Annotated in this window: 12 protein-coding genes; 9 read left to right on the plus strand and 3 right to left on the minus strand. The window is 58.6% G+C overall.

Annotated features, from left to right (window positions below; translation table 11 throughout):
* Positions 1–326 precede the first annotated feature (326 nt).
* Both AFK24_RS21640 and AFK24_RS21645 read right to left on the minus strand, forming a co-directional pair.
* Positions 327–1,820: a CoA-acylating methylmalonate-semialdehyde dehydrogenase gene (locus tag AFK24_RS21640; protein WP_065835169.1), complete on the minus strand. Its 1,494-nt coding sequence runs from the start codon at positions 1,818–1,820 to the stop codon at positions 327–329.
* Positions 1,821–1,901: 81 nt separating this feature from the next.
* The gene (locus tag AFK24_RS21645) at positions 1,902–3,248 is read right to left on the minus strand and encodes an aspartate aminotransferase family protein (protein WP_065835170.1); all 1,347 of its coding nucleotides are present in this window, start codon (positions 3,246–3,248) and stop codon (positions 1,902–1,904) included.
* A gap of 127 nt (positions 3,249–3,375) precedes the next feature.
* Between AFK24_RS21645 and AFK24_RS21650 the strand changes: the two genes are divergently transcribed.
* From AFK24_RS21650 to AFK24_RS21695, 9 genes are all read left to right on the plus strand, one after another.
* Positions 3,376–4,296, plus strand: a complete 921-nt coding sequence (locus AFK24_RS21650) for a LysR family transcriptional regulator (protein ID WP_065835171.1) — start codon at positions 3,376–3,378, stop codon at positions 4,294–4,296.
* Positions 4,297–4,460: 164 nt separating this feature from the next.
* Positions 4,461–5,852: a uracil-xanthine permease family protein gene (locus AFK24_RS21655; RefSeq protein ID WP_065835172.1), complete on the plus strand. Its 1,392-nt coding sequence runs from the start codon at positions 4,461–4,463 to the stop codon at positions 5,850–5,852.
* Positions 5,853–5,952: 100 nt separating this feature from the next.
* On the plus strand, positions 5,953–6,615 hold the full coding sequence (locus AFK24_RS21660) for a TetR/AcrR family transcriptional regulator (RefSeq protein WP_065835173.1): 663 nt from the start codon (positions 5,953–5,955) through the stop codon (positions 6,613–6,615).
* Between the two features lie 35 nt (positions 6,616–6,650).
* On the plus strand, positions 6,651–7,241 hold the full coding sequence (locus AFK24_RS21665; RefSeq protein ID WP_065835174.1) for an IMPACT family protein: 591 nt from the start codon (positions 6,651–6,653) through the stop codon (positions 7,239–7,241).
* A gap of 646 nt (positions 7,242–7,887) precedes the next feature.
* Positions 7,888–9,456, plus strand: a complete 1,569-nt coding sequence (locus AFK24_RS21675; RefSeq protein WP_065835176.1) for an ABC transporter ATP-binding protein — start codon at positions 7,888–7,890, stop codon at positions 9,454–9,456.
* An 11-nt stretch (positions 9,457–9,467) separates the two neighbouring features.
* Entirely contained in the window at positions 9,468–10,568 is a 1,101-nt protein-coding gene (locus AFK24_RS21680) for an ABC transporter permease (protein WP_065835177.1), read from the plus strand.
* Positions 10,568–11,494, plus strand: coding sequence for an ABC transporter permease (locus AFK24_RS21685; RefSeq protein ID WP_065835178.1), 927 nt, complete (start codon positions 10,568–10,570; stop codon positions 11,492–11,494). The genes AFK24_RS21680 and AFK24_RS21685 overlap by 1 nt, the downstream gene beginning before the upstream one ends.
* 85 nt (positions 11,495–11,579) lie before the next feature.
* Entirely contained in the window at positions 11,580–12,266 is a 687-nt protein-coding gene (locus AFK24_RS21690; protein ID WP_065835179.1) for an SDR family oxidoreductase, read from the plus strand.
* Positions 12,267–12,575: 309 nt separating this feature from the next.
* On the plus strand, positions 12,576–13,931 hold the full coding sequence (locus AFK24_RS21695) for an 8-oxoguanine deaminase (protein WP_065835180.1): 1,356 nt from the start codon (positions 12,576–12,578) through the stop codon (positions 13,929–13,931).
* 121 nt (positions 13,932–14,052) lie between these two features.
* Here the strand turns inward: AFK24_RS21695 and AFK24_RS21700 are convergent, their stop codons facing one another.
* Positions 14,053–15,141: a calcium:proton antiporter gene (locus tag AFK24_RS21700; protein ID WP_065835181.1), complete on the minus strand. Its 1,089-nt coding sequence runs from the start codon at positions 15,139–15,141 to the stop codon at positions 14,053–14,055.
* Positions 15,142–15,368: the final 227 nt, after the last annotated feature.

Below are 15,368 nucleotides of genomic sequence, written 5' to 3' on the forward strand. Positions count from 1 at the left end.
AAGTTTCCTTTGCAACTTCAACCACTTGCGCTTCGATCAACTTCACGTTGCTCGTTAGCGGGAGGCGAATTCTACAGCGTTACAACCTGCTGTCAACCACCTTTTTTCACCGCTTTCGATCAACTCATCGAAACCTCTTCCTCGCCAATCAAACCGGATAACTACTTGATTACCAAGGAGTTTTCCGTTTCATCTGCTCCGGAAGAGGTGCGAATTATAGACAGATTCGAGAGGCCGTCAACCGTTAATTTCATCAATTTGTCATATCTGTCTGAACCCCCTTAAAAGCAAAGGGGCGGACCTTGCGGTCCGCCCCTCTTCATTGCTTATAAGCTAGGGAACGCGAACTGCGATGCCTCATGGCTCGCACGTTGCGGCCAGCGCTGAGTAATCGCCTTGCGCCGGGTATAGAAGCGCACGCCATCCGGGCCATAAGCGTGCAGGTCGCCAAACAGTGAACGCTTCCAGCCACCGAAGCTGTGATAAGCGACCGGAACCGGCAGCGGCACGTTGACGCCAACCATGCCCACTTCGATCTCATCGCAGAACAATCGCGCCGCTTCCCCGTCACGGGTAAAGATGCAGGTGCCATTGCCGTACTCGTGATCGTTGATCAGCTGCATGGCCTGCTCAAGGCTGTCGACGCGCACGATGCACAGCACCGGCCCGAAGATCTCTTCCTTATAGATGCGCATCTCTGGCGTTACCTGATCAAACAGGCAGCCGCCCATGAAGAAACCTTCTTCATTGCCGGCCACACTCAGACCGCGACCATCGACCACCAGCTTGGCGCCCGATTGCACACCGTCTTCTATATAGCCGCTGACTTTATCGCGATGCTGCCCCGTAACCAGTGGCCCCATATCCAGGCCGCACGTGGTGCCTGCACCGATCTTCAATGCGCCGATCTGCGGAACCAGCTTGGCGACCAGTGCGTCCGCGATTTGATCACCCACGCAAACTGCAACGGAAATCGCCATGCAGCGCTCGCCACACGAACCATAGGCCGCGCCCATCAAGGCACTGACCGCATTGTCCAGATCCGCATCCGGCATCAGTACTGCGTGGTTCTTTGCCCCGCCCAATGCCTGGACGCGTTTGCCACGTGCCGCGCCTTCTTTATAGATGTACTCGGCAATGGGTGTGGAACCCACGAAACTCAGTGCTTTGACTTCCGGTGCTTCGATCAGCGCATCTACTGCAGTCTTGTCGCCATGCACCACGTTCAGCACGCCCTTAGGCAAACCGGCTTCATGCAGCAGTTGAGCAATCAGCAGCGTTGAACTTGGATCACGTTCCGAAGGCTTGAGGATGAAGCAGTTACCGCAGGCAATCGCCAACGGATACATCCACAGCGGAACCATGGCCGGGAAGTTGAACGGCGTGATGCCGGCAACTACGCCCAGTGGCTGGAAATCCGACCATGCATCAATGTTCGGACCGACGTTGCGGCTGTACTCACCCTTGAGGACTTCCGGCGCAGCACAGGCGTACTCGACGTTTTCGATGCCGCGTTTCAACTCACCCGCTGCGTCTTCAATCGTCTTGCCGTGTTCTTCACTGATCAACTGCGCGATACGGCCTTCGTTCTGTTCCAGCAGCAGCTTGAAGCGAAACATGACCTGGGCGCGCTTGGCCGGAGGCGTATTGCGCCATGCCGGGAACGCGGCCTTGGCGGAATCGATAGCCTTCTGCATGGTTTCACGACTGGCCAGAGGCACTTTATGGATTGCCTGGCCGGTCGATGGATTGAAGACGTCGGCTGTGCGCTCTGTATCAGTGACAAATTCGCCATTGATCAAATGTTGAATGCTGCTCATGAAATAGCTCCGAAGGTGGTACACAGGCGCGAACGTATCCGCGCCTGCCTTATATAGAAGAGATGCAAAGCGATCGGCGAATCAGTCGACCTGATTGAGCGCTTCGCCCACGGCGTCGAACATACGATCCAGATCCGCAGCCTTGCTGTTGAAGGTTGGCCCGAATTGCAGAGTGTCGCCGCCAAAGCGCACATAGAAGCCCGCTTTCCACAGCTTCATGCCCGCTTCGAAAGGACGCACGATTGCATCGCCATCACGGGGCGCAATCTGGATCGCGCCGGCCAGGCCGTAGTTGCGGATATCGACAACGTTCTTGGTGCCCTTGATGCCATGCAAAGCGCTTTCGAAATGCGGAGCAATTTCGGCAGCCTGCTGCACCAGATTTTCCCGCTGCAGCAGATCCAGCGCCGCGATACCTGCCGCACAGGCAACCGGGTGCGCCGAATAGGTGTAACCGTGTGGGAATTCGACGGCGTATTCCGGCGTCGGCTGATTCATGAATGTTTGATAAATCTCGCTGCTGGCAATCACCGCGCCCATGGGGATCGCGCCATTGGTGATTTGCTTGGCAATACACATCAGGTCCGGCGTCACGCCGAAGCTGTCGGCACCGAACATCGAACCGGTACGCCCGAATCCGGTAATCACTTCGTCAAAGATCAGCAGGATGTTGTGCTGGTCGCAGATTTCCCGCAGACGTTTCAAGTAACCCTGCGGAGGAACGATCACCCCAGCGGAGCCTGCCATTGGCTCGACGATCACTGCAGCGATGTTCGACGCATCGTGCAGCTCGATCAACTTGAGCATTTCATCGGCCAGCGCAATGCCGCCTGCTTCCGGCATGCCTTTGGAATAGGCATTGCTGGCCAGCAAGGTGTGCGGCAAATGGTCGACGTCCATCAATTGGCCGAACATTTTGCGGTTGCCGTTGACGCCACCCAGGCTGGTGCCGGCGATGTTGACGCCGTGATAACCCCGGGCGCGACCGATCATTTTGGTCTTGCTCGCCTGGCCTTTCAGGCGCCAGTAGGCACGGACCATCTTCACCGCAGTATCGGCGCACTCAGAACCGGAGTTGGTATAGAAGACGTGATTGAGATTGCCCGGCGTCAGCTCGGTGATCTTCTCGGCCAACTGGAACGAGAGAGGATGACCAAACTGGAAGGCTGGCGAGTAGTCAAGAATGCCCAGCTGTTTGGAAACCGCTTCCTGAATCTCTTTGCGGGTATGCCCGGCGCCACACGTCCACAGACCCGACAAACCGTCGTAGATCTTGCGGCCTTTGTCGTCTGTCAGATAACTACCCTGCGCCGCGACGATCATGCGCGGATCGCGTTGGAAATTGCGATTCGCCGTGTAGGGCATCCAGTGAGCATCGAGCTTCAACTGGCTGGCAATAGACATGTCGGACGATTCGAGCATATTCATCGGAACGGACCTCGCAGATGCGTAAGCGTTAAGACAGAAGAGAAAGCGTGATTGCAGCTAAGTTGCCACGGGGATACAGTCGAGAAAACCCAACATTTATGATCTTCAGTTCAGTGACTACTAAACTATGAGCATCCGTCGTCCCGATCCGCTGGCCCAGGTCAGCGATTTTGATATCCGCCTGTTGCGTATTTTCAGAAGCGTAGTCGAGGCCGGAGGTTTCTCTGCGGCAGAAAGCGTGCTCGGCATCGGACGCTCCGCCATCAGCCAGCAGATGAGCGATCTTGAGCAGCGACTTGGCTTGCGATTGTGTCAACGCGGTCGTGCAGGGTTTTCCCTGACCGAAGAAGGTCGCGAGGTTTACCACTCGGCTCTGCAATTACTCAGCGCCTTGGAGAGTTTTCGTACAGAGGTCAACGGCCTGCACCTGCATCTGCGCGGCGAGTTGAATATCGGACTCACCGACAATCTGGTGACCCTGCCTCACATGCGCATCACGCATGCCCTCGCGCAACTCAAGGAGCGCGGCCCGGATGTGCATATCAACATCCGCATGATCGCGCCCAATGAAGTGGAACAAGGCGTGCTCGACGGGCGATTGCATGTCGGCGTCGTTCCGCAGGCGAGCGCATTGTCCGGGCTGGAATATCAGGCGTTGTACAGCGAGCGGTCGCTGCTTTATTGCGCGGTGGGCCATCCGCTCTTCTATATGGAAGATGCCGCGCTCGACGACGAACGACTCGCCGCGCAAGACGCCATCGCGCCAACCTTCCGCTTGCCCGGTGAAATACAGGCGCATTACCAGGCGCTCAACTGCACGGCCAGTGCTTCGGATCGCGAGGGAATGGCGTTCTTGATCCTGACCGGTCGTTACATTGGCTATCTGCCCGATCACTATGCGAGCTTCTGGGTACAGCAAGGGCGGCTGCGAGCATTGAAGCCGAGCGCCCGCTTTTACGATCTGAGTCTGGTGTCGGTTACCCGCAAAGGCCGTCGCCCTCATTTAGTGCTGGAGAGCTTTCTGGAAACGCTCGCTGCTACGCGATGAAACATTCCGATGTGCCGGGGCAGGCAAACAACATCGTTCAGCGCAAACAAGATGATTCGTATACCTTTGATTAATAAAGAAACACAAGTCAGTAACCACTAATAACCTGAGCAGTTGGACAGCTTTTTGCAGAGATGTTGTGTCACCCACATCGAGAGCACGACATGCAACCGGATGCCGCACCCAATAACGACCTGATTTACGGTTTGAATGACCGTCCGAAACCTGCGCCCGCCATCCTCGCCGCGCTGCAGCATGTGCTGGCCAGTTTCGTCGGCATTATTACGCCGCCGCTGGTGATTGGTTCGGCACTGGGGCTGACGGCGTACATGCCGTATTTAATCAGCATGGCGTTGATGGTTTCAGGGGTCGGTACATTCATTCAGGCGCGCCGACCGTTCGGCATCGGCGCTGGAATGATCTGCCTGCAAGGCACCAGTTTCGCCTTCCTGGGCGCGGTGTTGTCAGCAGGCTTCATGGTCAAGCAGCGCGGCGGCAGCCCGGAAGACATCATGGCGATGATCTTCGGCGTGTGCTTTTTCGGCGCGCTGGTGCAGATCGTGTTGAGCCGCTTCATCGGCCAGTTGCGGCGCGTCATTACGCCGTTGGTGACCGGCATCGTAATCACGCTGATCGGGGTCAGCCTGATCAAGGTCGGCGTGACCGATCTGGGCGGCGGCTTCAATGCGCCGGATTTCGGAGAACCACTCAATCTGGCGCTGGGCGGTTTCGTATTGCTGGTGATCATCCTGCTCAACCGGTCCAATACGCCATGGATTCGCTTGTCGGCGATTATTATTGGCCTGGCCGTCGGCTGTGTGGCCGCGTGGTTCAGCGGCAAGCTGGTTCCGCATTCCATCAGCGATGTGCCCTTGATCAGCGTGCCCATCCCCTTCAAGTTCGGTTTCGCGTTTGACTGGACCGCTTTCCTGCCGGTCGCGCTGATTTATCTGATCAGCACCATCGAAACCGTCGGCGACCTGACCGCCAATTGCATGCTCGCCCGTCAACCCATCACGGGGCCAAGCTACATCGCGCGGCTGAAAGGCGGCGTGTTGGGCGATGGCTTCAGCTGCATGATCGCGGCAACCTTTAGCGCATTCCCCAATACCACCTTTGCCCAGAATAACGGCGTGATCCAGCTGACCGGCGTGGCCAGTCGCTATGTTGGTCTGTACATCGGCGTCGTGCTGTTCATGCTCGGCCTGTTCCCCACCATTGGCGCCATGCTCCAGCAAATCCCCAAGCCGGTGCTGGGCGGCGCGACCCTGGTGATGTTTGGCAGCGTGGCAGCCGCTGGCGTGCGCATTCTTTCCCAGGCACCGTTGGATCGCCGCAGCATGTTGATCATTGCCACGTCGTTTGGTGTCGGGCTGGGTATCGCGGCGCAACCCGCGCTGTTGCACCTGATGCCTAAACTGGTGCAGAACCTGTTCGATTCGGCGATCACCAGCGGCGGCATTACGGCCATCGTCATGTGCCTGTTGCTGCCAGAGGACAAGTCCACGGCGCTGGAAAAAAATCCTGACGCGGAGCTGGAATCTCTGAAGCATTGATCAGCGACGGCAATAATTTTCCTCTGCCAGCGCTTGTCGGATCGTCGCGGGTGCGCTATCTGTTCACCCGTCGCACCCCTTGATCTGTTCGGAACTGCCCATGACCCTCGAAGTCCCAGCGCACAGCACTCACGGCAACAAACCGGCCAGCCGTATTCGGCAGAAAAACGAAGAGACGATCATCCAGGCTGCCGAAGACGAATTCGCTCGTCACGGGTTCAAAGGCACCAGCATGAATACCATCGCGCTGAACGCCGGGCTGCCCAAGGCCAACCTGCATTACTACTTCACCAACAAGCTTGGGCTGTATATCGCAGTGCTGAGCAACATCATCGAGTTGTGGGACAGCACCTTCAATAACCTCAGCGTTGAAGATGATCCGGCCCAGGCGTTGAGCCGCTACATCCGCGCCAAGATGGAGTTCTCCCGGCGTCAGCCGCAGGCTTCGCGGATCTTCGCAATGGAAATCATCAGTGGCGGCGAATGTTTGAATGAATATTTCAGTCAGGATTATCAAACCTGGTTCAAAGGCCGCGCGGCGGTTTTCCAGGCCTGGATAGATGCTGGCAAGATGGACCCGGTCGATCCGGTGCATCTGATCTTCCTGTTGTGGGGCAGCACCCAGCATTACGCCGACTTTGCCACGCAAATTTGCCAGGTGACCGGGCGCACGCGCCTGACCAAGCAGGACATGGAAGTTGCCAGCGACAATCTGATTCGTATCATCCTCAAAGGCTGCGGCCTCACACCGCCGACCGCCTGAACTGACGCAACCCTGTCGACAGCTGGAAAACACGCATGCCATTTACGCTGGTTGGTCCTTGCGAATTTCGTGAAGAAATTCGCAAGAGCCGCTTCATCACCCTCGCCGCTCCCATCGCCAGCCCGGCAGACGCACACGCGTTCATCGAGCAGCACAGCATTGCCGATGCCACGCACAATTGCTGGGCCTGGAAGCTCGCCGACCAATACCGCAGCAATGACGACGGCGAACCCGGTGGCACTGCCGGACGCCCGATTCTTGCTGCCATCGAAGCGCAGGATTTCGATCAGGTCGTGGTGTTGGTCATCCGCTGGTACGGCGGCATCCAATTGGGCACCGGCGGCCTGGCCCGGGCCTATGGCGGCGGCGCCAACAAATGTCTGCAACAGGCCGAGCGTCTGCCGCTGGTCAACCGCGTCTCAATGAATCTGGGATGCAGTTTCGCCGAGTTGCCGCTGGTGAAGCTGCGCGTGGCGGAACTCAATGGATTGGTACAGAGCGAAGATTTCACCGCCAATGGCGTTGAGCTGTCGATCGCGGTGGGACCGGAACAAGTGGAAACCCTGCAGCGGATGTTGGCCGATCTGAGTCGCGGCCGAATCTTGTTGCGGCGAGATTTTGAATAACCGTTGGAGCGAGGTTTGCCCGCGAATCAGCCGTAGGAGCGACTGTAGGTGCGACCGTAGGAGCGACTTCAGTCGCGAGCCTCATCAATTGCCCTCCCGGCTAAAGCCGGTCCTACAGCAAGCCTCCAATAGCACCCACTCAACTTGCCCACAACTACTGTGCATCCGGCTGTGGATAACCTGAGCACATACGGCTGCGAGCCTTTGCAGATATGGCTTGCAGCCGACTGATCATTTTTTGCCCAAGCAATCGCAAAATAACGAAAAGTGTCATTGATACAGCGATTTAGCAGCGCTTATCGCCTGCGGAACCAATCCCCAGGCTGCTTATATCCCTCCTCGCGGCTTAAGCACATTTACTGTGGAACAATCTGTGGATAACAGGTGCAAGGGTGTCGTCGAGGCTTGAACTACCGGGCCGCACAGAGATTGTACGTTTTTTGTTCAATCGCGCGATCTTGAACCACCTGTCGCCGTCCGCGCCCTGAATTGGTGCCTGCAACGTTCGAATTACCCATCTGCGGGTCAGCAACTGGCGGAAATTAAGCCTATCCAGCGCCACAATCGGCAAGAAAGCGAAAAGCTGACTCATTGGCCAGGAAATTGCTTTATCCACTGGCGACCCACCTTACAGTTCGAGTCTGTCATGCCCAACCCCGCCTCAGTTCCGCGTCTGCAACTAAGCGCCATCAGCAAGCGATATCCCGGTTGTCTGGCCAACGATGCCATCGATCTAAGCATCGCGCCCGGTGAAGTTCACGCACTGCTCGGTGAAAACGGTGCGGGCAAAAGCACGTTGATGAAGATCATCTACGGCGTCACGCAACCCGACTCCGGCGCGATTATCTGGCAGGGCCAGGCGTTGAACATGCGTAATCCCGCCCAGGCCAGAGGGCTTGGCATCGGTATGGTGTTCCAGCATTTCTCGCTGTTCGAAACCCTGACCGTTGCACAGAACATCGCCCTGGCCATGGGTGGCGCAGCGGGTACGCCGAAACAACTGGAGCCGAAGATTCGCGAAGTCTCCCAGCGCTATGGCATGGCCGTGGAGCCACAACGACTTGTCCACAGCCTGTCCATCGGTGAGCGGCAGAAGGTCGAGATCATTCGCTGCCTGATGCAGGACATCCGCTTGCTGATTCTGGACGAACCGACTTCAGTGCTCACGCCCCAGGAAGCCGACGAACTGTTCGTGACCCTGCGCCGCCTCGCTGCGGAAGGCTGCAGCATTCTATTCATCAGCCACAAACTGGGTGAGGTGCGTGCCTTGTGCCACAGCGCCACGGTGTTGCGCGGCGGCAAAGTGTCTGGGCATTGCATCCCGGCGCAGTGCTCGGATCTTGAACTGGCGCGGCTGATGGTCGGGGATGCCGAGGGTTTGACCGAGCACTATCCAAAGGTTGAGGGTAACGCGCCATTTCTGCTTGTGGATAAGTTGTCCTGGCACAATCCGGACCCGTTCGGTTGCTCGCTGATCGATGTGAACCTTGAGGTGCGCAGCGGCGAAATCGTCGGGATCGCCGGGGTTGCGGGCAACGGTCAGGACGAGCTGCTGGCGTTGCTCAGTGGTGAACAAGTCCTGAGCAAAGACCAATCCGCCCAGATACGCTTTGCGGACCTTAAAGTCGGGCACTTACGTCCCGATGCGCGCCGCAAGAACGGCATGGCATTTGTGCCGGCCGAGCGTCTGGGCCATGGCGCGGTGCCGGAATTGAGCCTCGCCGACAACGCCTTGCTTACCGCCTTTCAGCAAGGACTGGTCAGCAACGGCCTGATTCAGCGCGGCAAGGTCCGCGCACTGGCAGACCAAATCATCCAGCGATTCTCGGTCAAGACGCCGGACGAACAGGCCGCAGCGCGCAGCCTGTCCGGCGGCAATCTGCAAAAATTCATTCTGGGTCGCGAGATTCTACAGAACCCGAAAATACTCGTCGCAGCGCACCCCACCTGGGGCGTCGACGTTGGCGCGGCGGCTGCGATTCATCGGGCGCTGATTGCCTTGCGCGACGCGGGCGCAGCGATTCTGGTGATTTCCGAAGATCTGGACGAGTTGTTCCAGATCAGCGACCGGGTCGCTGCGCTCAGCAGCGGCAAACTCTCGACGCTGATTCCCACCAGCCAGACTTCGCCTGTGCAGGTCGGCGGCTGGATGGCCGGCCAATTCGACGCCGCGCCTGCTGTTCAATCTCATTTTCAAGCCGCCGCGCTTAACTAACGGAGCTTCCGATGCTGCTTTCCCTGGAACCGCGCGGGCAACAATCACGAGCGATGTTGTGGTTTTCGCCGCTGCTGGCCGCCATTCTGACGCTGGTGTGCGGCTCATTACTGTTCATTATGTTGGGCCTGGACCCGTTGCTGACCCTGCACACCCTGTTGATCATGCCAGTCAGCGATCTGTACGGCGTGTCCGAATTGATGGTCAAGACGCTGCCCATTTTGCTCTGCGCACTGGGCCTGGCGGTTGCCTACCAGGCGCGCATCTGGAACATCGGCGCCGAAGGTCAATTACTGCTCGGCGCATTGGCGGGCAGCGCCGTGGCGGTCAATGTCATTGATATCGACAGTCGCTGGGCACTGGCGCTGATTCTGCTCATGGGCACACTCGGCGGCGCAGCGTGGGCCGGGCTCACCGCATGGCTGCGCACGCGGTTCAACGCCAACGAAATCCTCACCAGCATCATGCTCAATTACATTGCCCTCAACCTGCTGCTCTATTTCGTACACGGTCCGCTGAAAGATCCTGCCGGCATGAACTTCCCGGAATCCGCCATGTTTGGCGATGCCAGTCGCCTGCCATTGCTCATGGAAGACGGCCGCGTGCATGCCGGGGTGTATTTCGCGCTGCTGGCATTGGTAGCAGTCTGGGTGTTGCTGCAACGCAGCTTCGTTGGTTTCCAGATCAAAGTGCTCGGGCTGGACAAACGCGCGGCGGGCTTTGTCGGTTTTCGCGAGAAGCGGCTGGTGTGGCTCGCCCTGTTAATCAGCGGCGGATTGGCCGGTCTGGCCGGAGTCTGCGAAGTCACCGGGCCAATCGGGCAACTGGTTCCGCAGGTTTCGCCGGGCTACGGCTACGCGGCAATTACCGTGGCATTTCTTGGACGACTCAATCCCATCGGCATTCTGTTTTCCAGTCTGCTGATGGCCTTGTTGTACCTGGGCGGCGAAAGCGCACAGATGACCTTGAACCTGCCGCAAGCCATCACGCAATTGTTTCAGGGGATGATGCTGTTTTTCCTGCTGGCCTGTGACGTGCTGATCCTTTACCGCCCGCGCCTCAAGCTGCGCTGGGCCAAACGCCAGATGGCGCCAGTCGCGGGAGCCGTGTGATGGATATCGATCTGCTGAGCAATATTTTCTTCGCCATGGTCCGCTGCGGCACACCGCTATTGTTGGTGGCGCTGGGCGAATTGATCTGCGAAAAGAGCGGCGTCCTCAATCTAGGCCAGGAAGGCATGATGCTGTTTGGTGCGGTGATTGGTTTTATCGTCGCCTTGAGCACCGGCAATCTGTGGCTCGGTGTGTTGCTGGCGATGTGCGCTGGCATGCTGCTTTCAGGCCTGTTCGCCATTGTGGCGCTGGTGTTTAACGCCAATCAGGTGGCAACGGGGCTGGCCCTGACGATCTTTGGTGTCGGGCTTTCGAGCTTCGTCGGCGCGGCGTGGGTCGGCAAGCCGCTGCAGGGTTTCGAACCGGTTTTGATCCCGTTTCTCAGTGACATCCCGTTGATCGGCCGCATGCTGTTTGCTCAGGACATTCTGGTTTACCTGTCCTTCGCCCTGTTCGCGCTGGTCGCCTGGGCGCTGCTGAAAAGCCGGGTTGGCTTGATCATTCAGGCGGTCGGGGAAAATCCTGATGCGGCCAGTGCCATGGGGTTGCCGGTGCTGCGGGTGCGTACGCTGGCGGTGTTGTTCGGCGGCGCGATGGCCGGTCTGGCCGGCGCATATCTGTCGTTGGCTTACACACCGATGTGGGCTGAGAACATGAGCGCTGGACGCGGCTGGATTGCGCTGGCGCTGGTGGTGTTCGCTAGCTGGCGCGTGTGGCGCCTGCTGCTGGGCGCCTGGTTGTTTGGTCTGGCCAGCATTCTGCATCTGGTGGCGCAAGGCATCGGTCTGGCGATCCCGTCAAATCTGCTGGCGATGCTGCCGTATGTCGCGACGATTCTGGTGTTGGTGCTGCTCTCGCGCAACGCCCTGCGCACGCGGTTATACGCGCCGGTTTCACTGGGCCAGCCTTGGCAGGGCGGGCATTGACCTGTAGGGCCAAACTGTTGGCGAGGCGTTATTTCTGGCTACACTGCGACATTGCCTCGCGAACAAGCCTAAAGGAGACATCTTCATGTCCGACACCAAAACCGCACTGATCATCGGCGCCTCGCGCGGGCTGGGTCTTGGCCTGGTCCAGCGCCTGCGCGAGCAGAACTGGAATGTGATTGCCACGGTACGCGATCCGCAGAAAGCCGCTGACTTGAAAGCCATACCCGGTGTGCGCATCGAAACCCTCGACATGGATGACGTCGCGTCTCTGGACGCACTTACGCAAACCTTGAAAGGACAGATTTTCGACGTGTTGTTCGTCAACGCCGGCATCATGGGCCCGCAACATCAAACCGCTGCCCAGGCCACGGCGACGGAGTTAGGCCAGTTGTTCCTGACCAACGCCATCGCGCCGATTCGCCTGGCCGAACGCTTCGTCCAGCAAATCCGCCCGAACAGCGGCGTGTTGGCGTTCATGAGTTCGGTACTGGGCAGCGTCGCCTGCCCGGAAGGCGAAACCATGGCGCTGTACAAAGCCAGCAAGGCCGCGCTGAATTCCATGACCAACAGCTTCGTCGTGCAACTCCCGGAACCACGCCCAACCGTGTTGTCCCTGCATCCGGGCTGGGTAAAAACCGACATGGGCGGCGCAGGTGCGGACATCGACGTCGAAACCAGCACCAAAGGCCTGGTCCAACAGCTCGAAGCCTATTCCGGCAAGGGCGGGCATTACTTTGTGAATTACCGGGGTGAGACGATCGCTTGGTGAGATGGACTGCCTGTAGGACCGGCTTTAGCCGGGAGCGAGCCCTCGCGGCTGAAGCCGGTCCTACAGGCAGNACTGCCTGTAGGACCGGCTTTAGCCGGGAGGGCGCCCTCCCGGCTAAAGCCGGTCCTACAGGCAGTGATAACGTGGAGCGCCTGACACACCGAGGCATCTGATTCGCGGGCAAGCCTCGCTCCAACGAGTTAATATCACCTCGCCAGCCCTGTCCCCGCAGTGCCGGCGACCCTGGATCAGCAGACAGGGCAACACTGAGCTGGCAAACCTGAACTCACTTTTCAGAGGAGCCGGCCAATGCCCGCGATCCGTATCTGGTTGAAAAATCCCCTTGCTGTTTTCACTGCCAATGACCTCGATGCCCGAGGCGGGTTGGTGATTGAAAACGGCGTCATCGTCGAAATGCTCGCTGCCGGCCAGCAACCCGCTGTGCCTTGCGATCAGACCTTCGATGCGCGCGAGCATGTGCTGCTGCCGGGTTTGATCAATACCCATCACCACTTCTATCAAACCCTGACCCGCGCCTGGGCGCCGGTGGTGAATCAGCCGCTGTTCCCTTGGTTGAAAACCTTGTATCCGGTGTGGGCGCGGCTGACGCCGGAAAAACTTGCGCTGGCCAGCAAAGTCGCCCTGACCGAATTGCTGCTGTCGGGTTGCACCACGGCGGCCGATCACCACTATCTGTTTCCGGACGGCCTGGAAAACGCCATTGATGTGCAGGTCGAGAGCGTCCGCGAATTGGGCATGCGCGCCATGTTGACGCGCGGTTCCATGAGCCTGGGCGAAGACGACGGTGGTCTGCCGCCGCAGCAAACCGTGCAACAGGGCGAAGTCATTCTCGAAGACAGCCAACGCCTGATCCAGCGCTACCACCAACGCGGTGATGGCGCGCAGATCCAGATTGCTTTGGCGCCCTGCTCGCCGTTTTCCGTAACCCCGCAGATCATGGCCGAGAGCGCCGCGCTGGCAGAAAAGCTCGATGTGCGGCTGCACACGCATCTGGCGGAAACCCTCGACGAAGAAGATTTCTGTCTGCAACGTTTTGGTCTGCGTACCGTGGATTATCTGGACAGCGTTGGCTGGCTTGGCCCACGTACCTGGCTGGCCCATGGCATTCACTTCAACCCGGACGAAATCGCCCGTCTTGGCGCGGCAGGCACGGGTGTCTGCCATTGCCCGAGTTCGAACATGCGGCTCGCGTCCGGCATTTGTCCGACGCTGGATCTTCTCGCGGCGGGCGCGCCGCTGGGGCTTGGCGTCGATGGATCGGCGTCCAACGATGCGTCGAACATGATGCTCGAAACCCGCCAGGCGCTGTACATACAACGCCTGCGCTACGGCGCCGAAAAAATCACCCCGGAATTGGTATTGGGTTGGGCCACCAAAGGCTCGGCGCAACTCTTGGGACGCAGCGACATAGGCGAACTGGCGATCGGCAAACAGGCGGATCTGGCGCTGTTCAAGCTCGACGAGCTGCGCTTCTCCGGCAGTCATGATCCGATTTCAGCGCTGCTGCTGTGCGGCGCGGACCGGGCCGACCGGGTGATGATCGGTGGTCAATGGCGGGTGATCGACGGCCAGGTCGAAGGGTTGGACCTCAAGGGCTTGATCGCCGATCACAGCCAGGCGGCGCGGGAGTTGATTGCCGGTTAAGTCGACACTATTTCGTAGGACCGGCTTCAGCCGGGAGAAGGCCAGCACAGCCGTTGCACTCCCTCGATCCAGAAACACGCTCTCCCGGCTAAAGCCGGTCCTACGCAGAGTGCGACCGTATTTAAAGTCCCAACAACGACAACATGATGAAGGTCGCGAACAGCACGAAGTGGGTCATGCCTTCGATGGCATTGGTCTCACCATCGTTAAGGTTGATCGCGCTGACCAGCAAGGTAATGAAGATCATCACGGTCTGCACCGGCGTCATGGCCATCTGGAACGGCTGGCCGGTGTAGAGCGCCATGGCTTCCATGACCGGAACGGTAAGGATCACCGTGGACAGTGAAGCGCCAAGCGCAATGTTGACCACCGACTGCATGCGATTGGCCAGTGCCGCGCGCAGAGCCGTGAGAATTTCCGGTGCTGCGGAAATCGCCGCCACCAGAATCGCTGTCATGACCGGCGGCGCGCCGGTGCCTTCAAGGCCCAGATCAACGGTCTTGGACATCACTTCCGCCAACGCACCAATGACCACGATGCCGACGAACAACGTGCCGATAGAGCGTGTCAGATTGACCGGTTCCTCTTCGACAGCCAGGTCCTTGCGTTTCTTTTTCTCCGGGTAGCTGTAGCTGAAGAAATAGCTGTGCGGCCCGACCTGCATGCGCAGGAACAAGGTGTACAAGACGATCATCGCGCCAATGGTAAAGGCCGAATACAGCTTCCAGTCACCTTCAGGGATGAACTCGGGCACCACCATGGAAACGCCCATGGCGGTCAAAATCATCACGCTGTAAGTGCGCGCCGAGTCATCGTTGTACGACTGCTCGCCATGCTTGAGCCCGCCCATCAACGCTGCCAGACCGAGGATTCCGTTGATGTCGAGCATTACCGCCGAGTAGATCGTGTCCCGCACCAGCGTTGGCGAAGGCTCGTTGTTCATCATGATCGCCAGGATCACCACTTCGACCAGCACCGCCGACAGGGTCAGGATCATCGTGCCGTATGGATCGCCGACCTTTTCGGCGAGCAGCTCGGCATGGTGCGCGACGCGCATCGAGGCACAGACGATAAACGCGACCAGCGCGATCCCCGCTGTCAGCGCGATGCCCTGCCCGTTGTTCAGGAACCAGTGTTCGAAGGGATAGGCGATAAACGTCGCGAGTATCGCCAGCAGAAGAAACTTTTCTTGCTTGAGTATTGAGCCCATTAACTGCCTTTTAAACCGTGCGCTGAATGCCACAGGGCTTTTGAGTGAAACGTTTAAGTAAAGCGTTCATGGCGTTGAGAGTGTTGAGTGTAAGCAAAGGTTTCAAATTCGGCGGACAAACGAGTTGGCATCGGCCCGTTGGAGCGAGGCTTGCCCGCGAATCAGTCACCGCATTACGGCAGACGTATCGCGTTATCGTTCTTCGCGGGCAAGCCCGGCTCCAACGG

It is taken from the genome of Pseudomonas syringae (genome assembly GCF_001698815.1).
GTDB lineage: Bacteria > Pseudomonadota > Gammaproteobacteria > Pseudomonadales > Pseudomonadaceae > Aquipseudomonas > Aquipseudomonas syringae_A.

Excerpts from the sequence above, each read along its gene's own strand:
- AFK24_RS21660 (WP_065835173.1), top strand. The coding sequence starts at position 5,953 with ATGACCCTCGAAGTCCCAGCGCACAGCACTCACGGCAACAAACCGGCC.
- AFK24_RS21650 (WP_065835171.1), top strand. The coding sequence starts at position 3,376 with ATGAGCATCCGTCGTCCCGATCCGCTGGCCCAGGTCAGCGATTTTGAT.
- AFK24_RS21700 (WP_065835181.1), bottom strand. The coding sequence starts at position 15,141 with ATGGGCTCAATACTCAAGCAAGAAAAGTTTCTTCTGCTGGCGATACTC.
- AFK24_RS21675 (WP_065835176.1), top strand. The coding sequence starts at position 7,888 with ATGCCCAACCCCGCCTCAGTTCCGCGTCTGCAACTAAGCGCCATCAGC.
- AFK24_RS21680 (WP_065835177.1), top strand. The coding sequence starts at position 9,468 with ATGCTGCTTTCCCTGGAACCGCGCGGGCAACAATCACGAGCGATGTTG.
- AFK24_RS21640 (WP_065835169.1), bottom strand. The coding sequence starts at position 1,820 with ATGAGCAGCATTCAACATTTGATCAATGGCGAATTTGTCACTGATACA.
- AFK24_RS21690 (WP_065835179.1), top strand. The coding sequence starts at position 11,580 with ATGTCCGACACCAAAACCGCACTGATCATCGGCGCCTCGCGCGGGCTG.
- AFK24_RS21665 (WP_065835174.1), top strand. The coding sequence starts at position 6,651 with ATGCCATTTACGCTGGTTGGTCCTTGCGAATTTCGTGAAGAAATTCGC.
- AFK24_RS21685 (WP_065835178.1), top strand. The coding sequence starts at position 10,568 with ATGGATATCGATCTGCTGAGCAATATTTTCTTCGCCATGGTCCGCTGC.
- AFK24_RS21695 (WP_065835180.1), top strand. The coding sequence starts at position 12,576 with ATGCCCGCGATCCGTATCTGGTTGAAAAATCCCCTTGCTGTTTTCACT.
- AFK24_RS21655 (WP_065835172.1), top strand. The coding sequence starts at position 4,461 with ATGCAACCGGATGCCGCACCCAATAACGACCTGATTTACGGTTTGAAT.
- AFK24_RS21645 (WP_065835170.1), bottom strand. The coding sequence starts at position 3,248 with ATGAATATGCTCGAATCGTCCGACATGTCTATTGCCAGCCAGTTGAAG.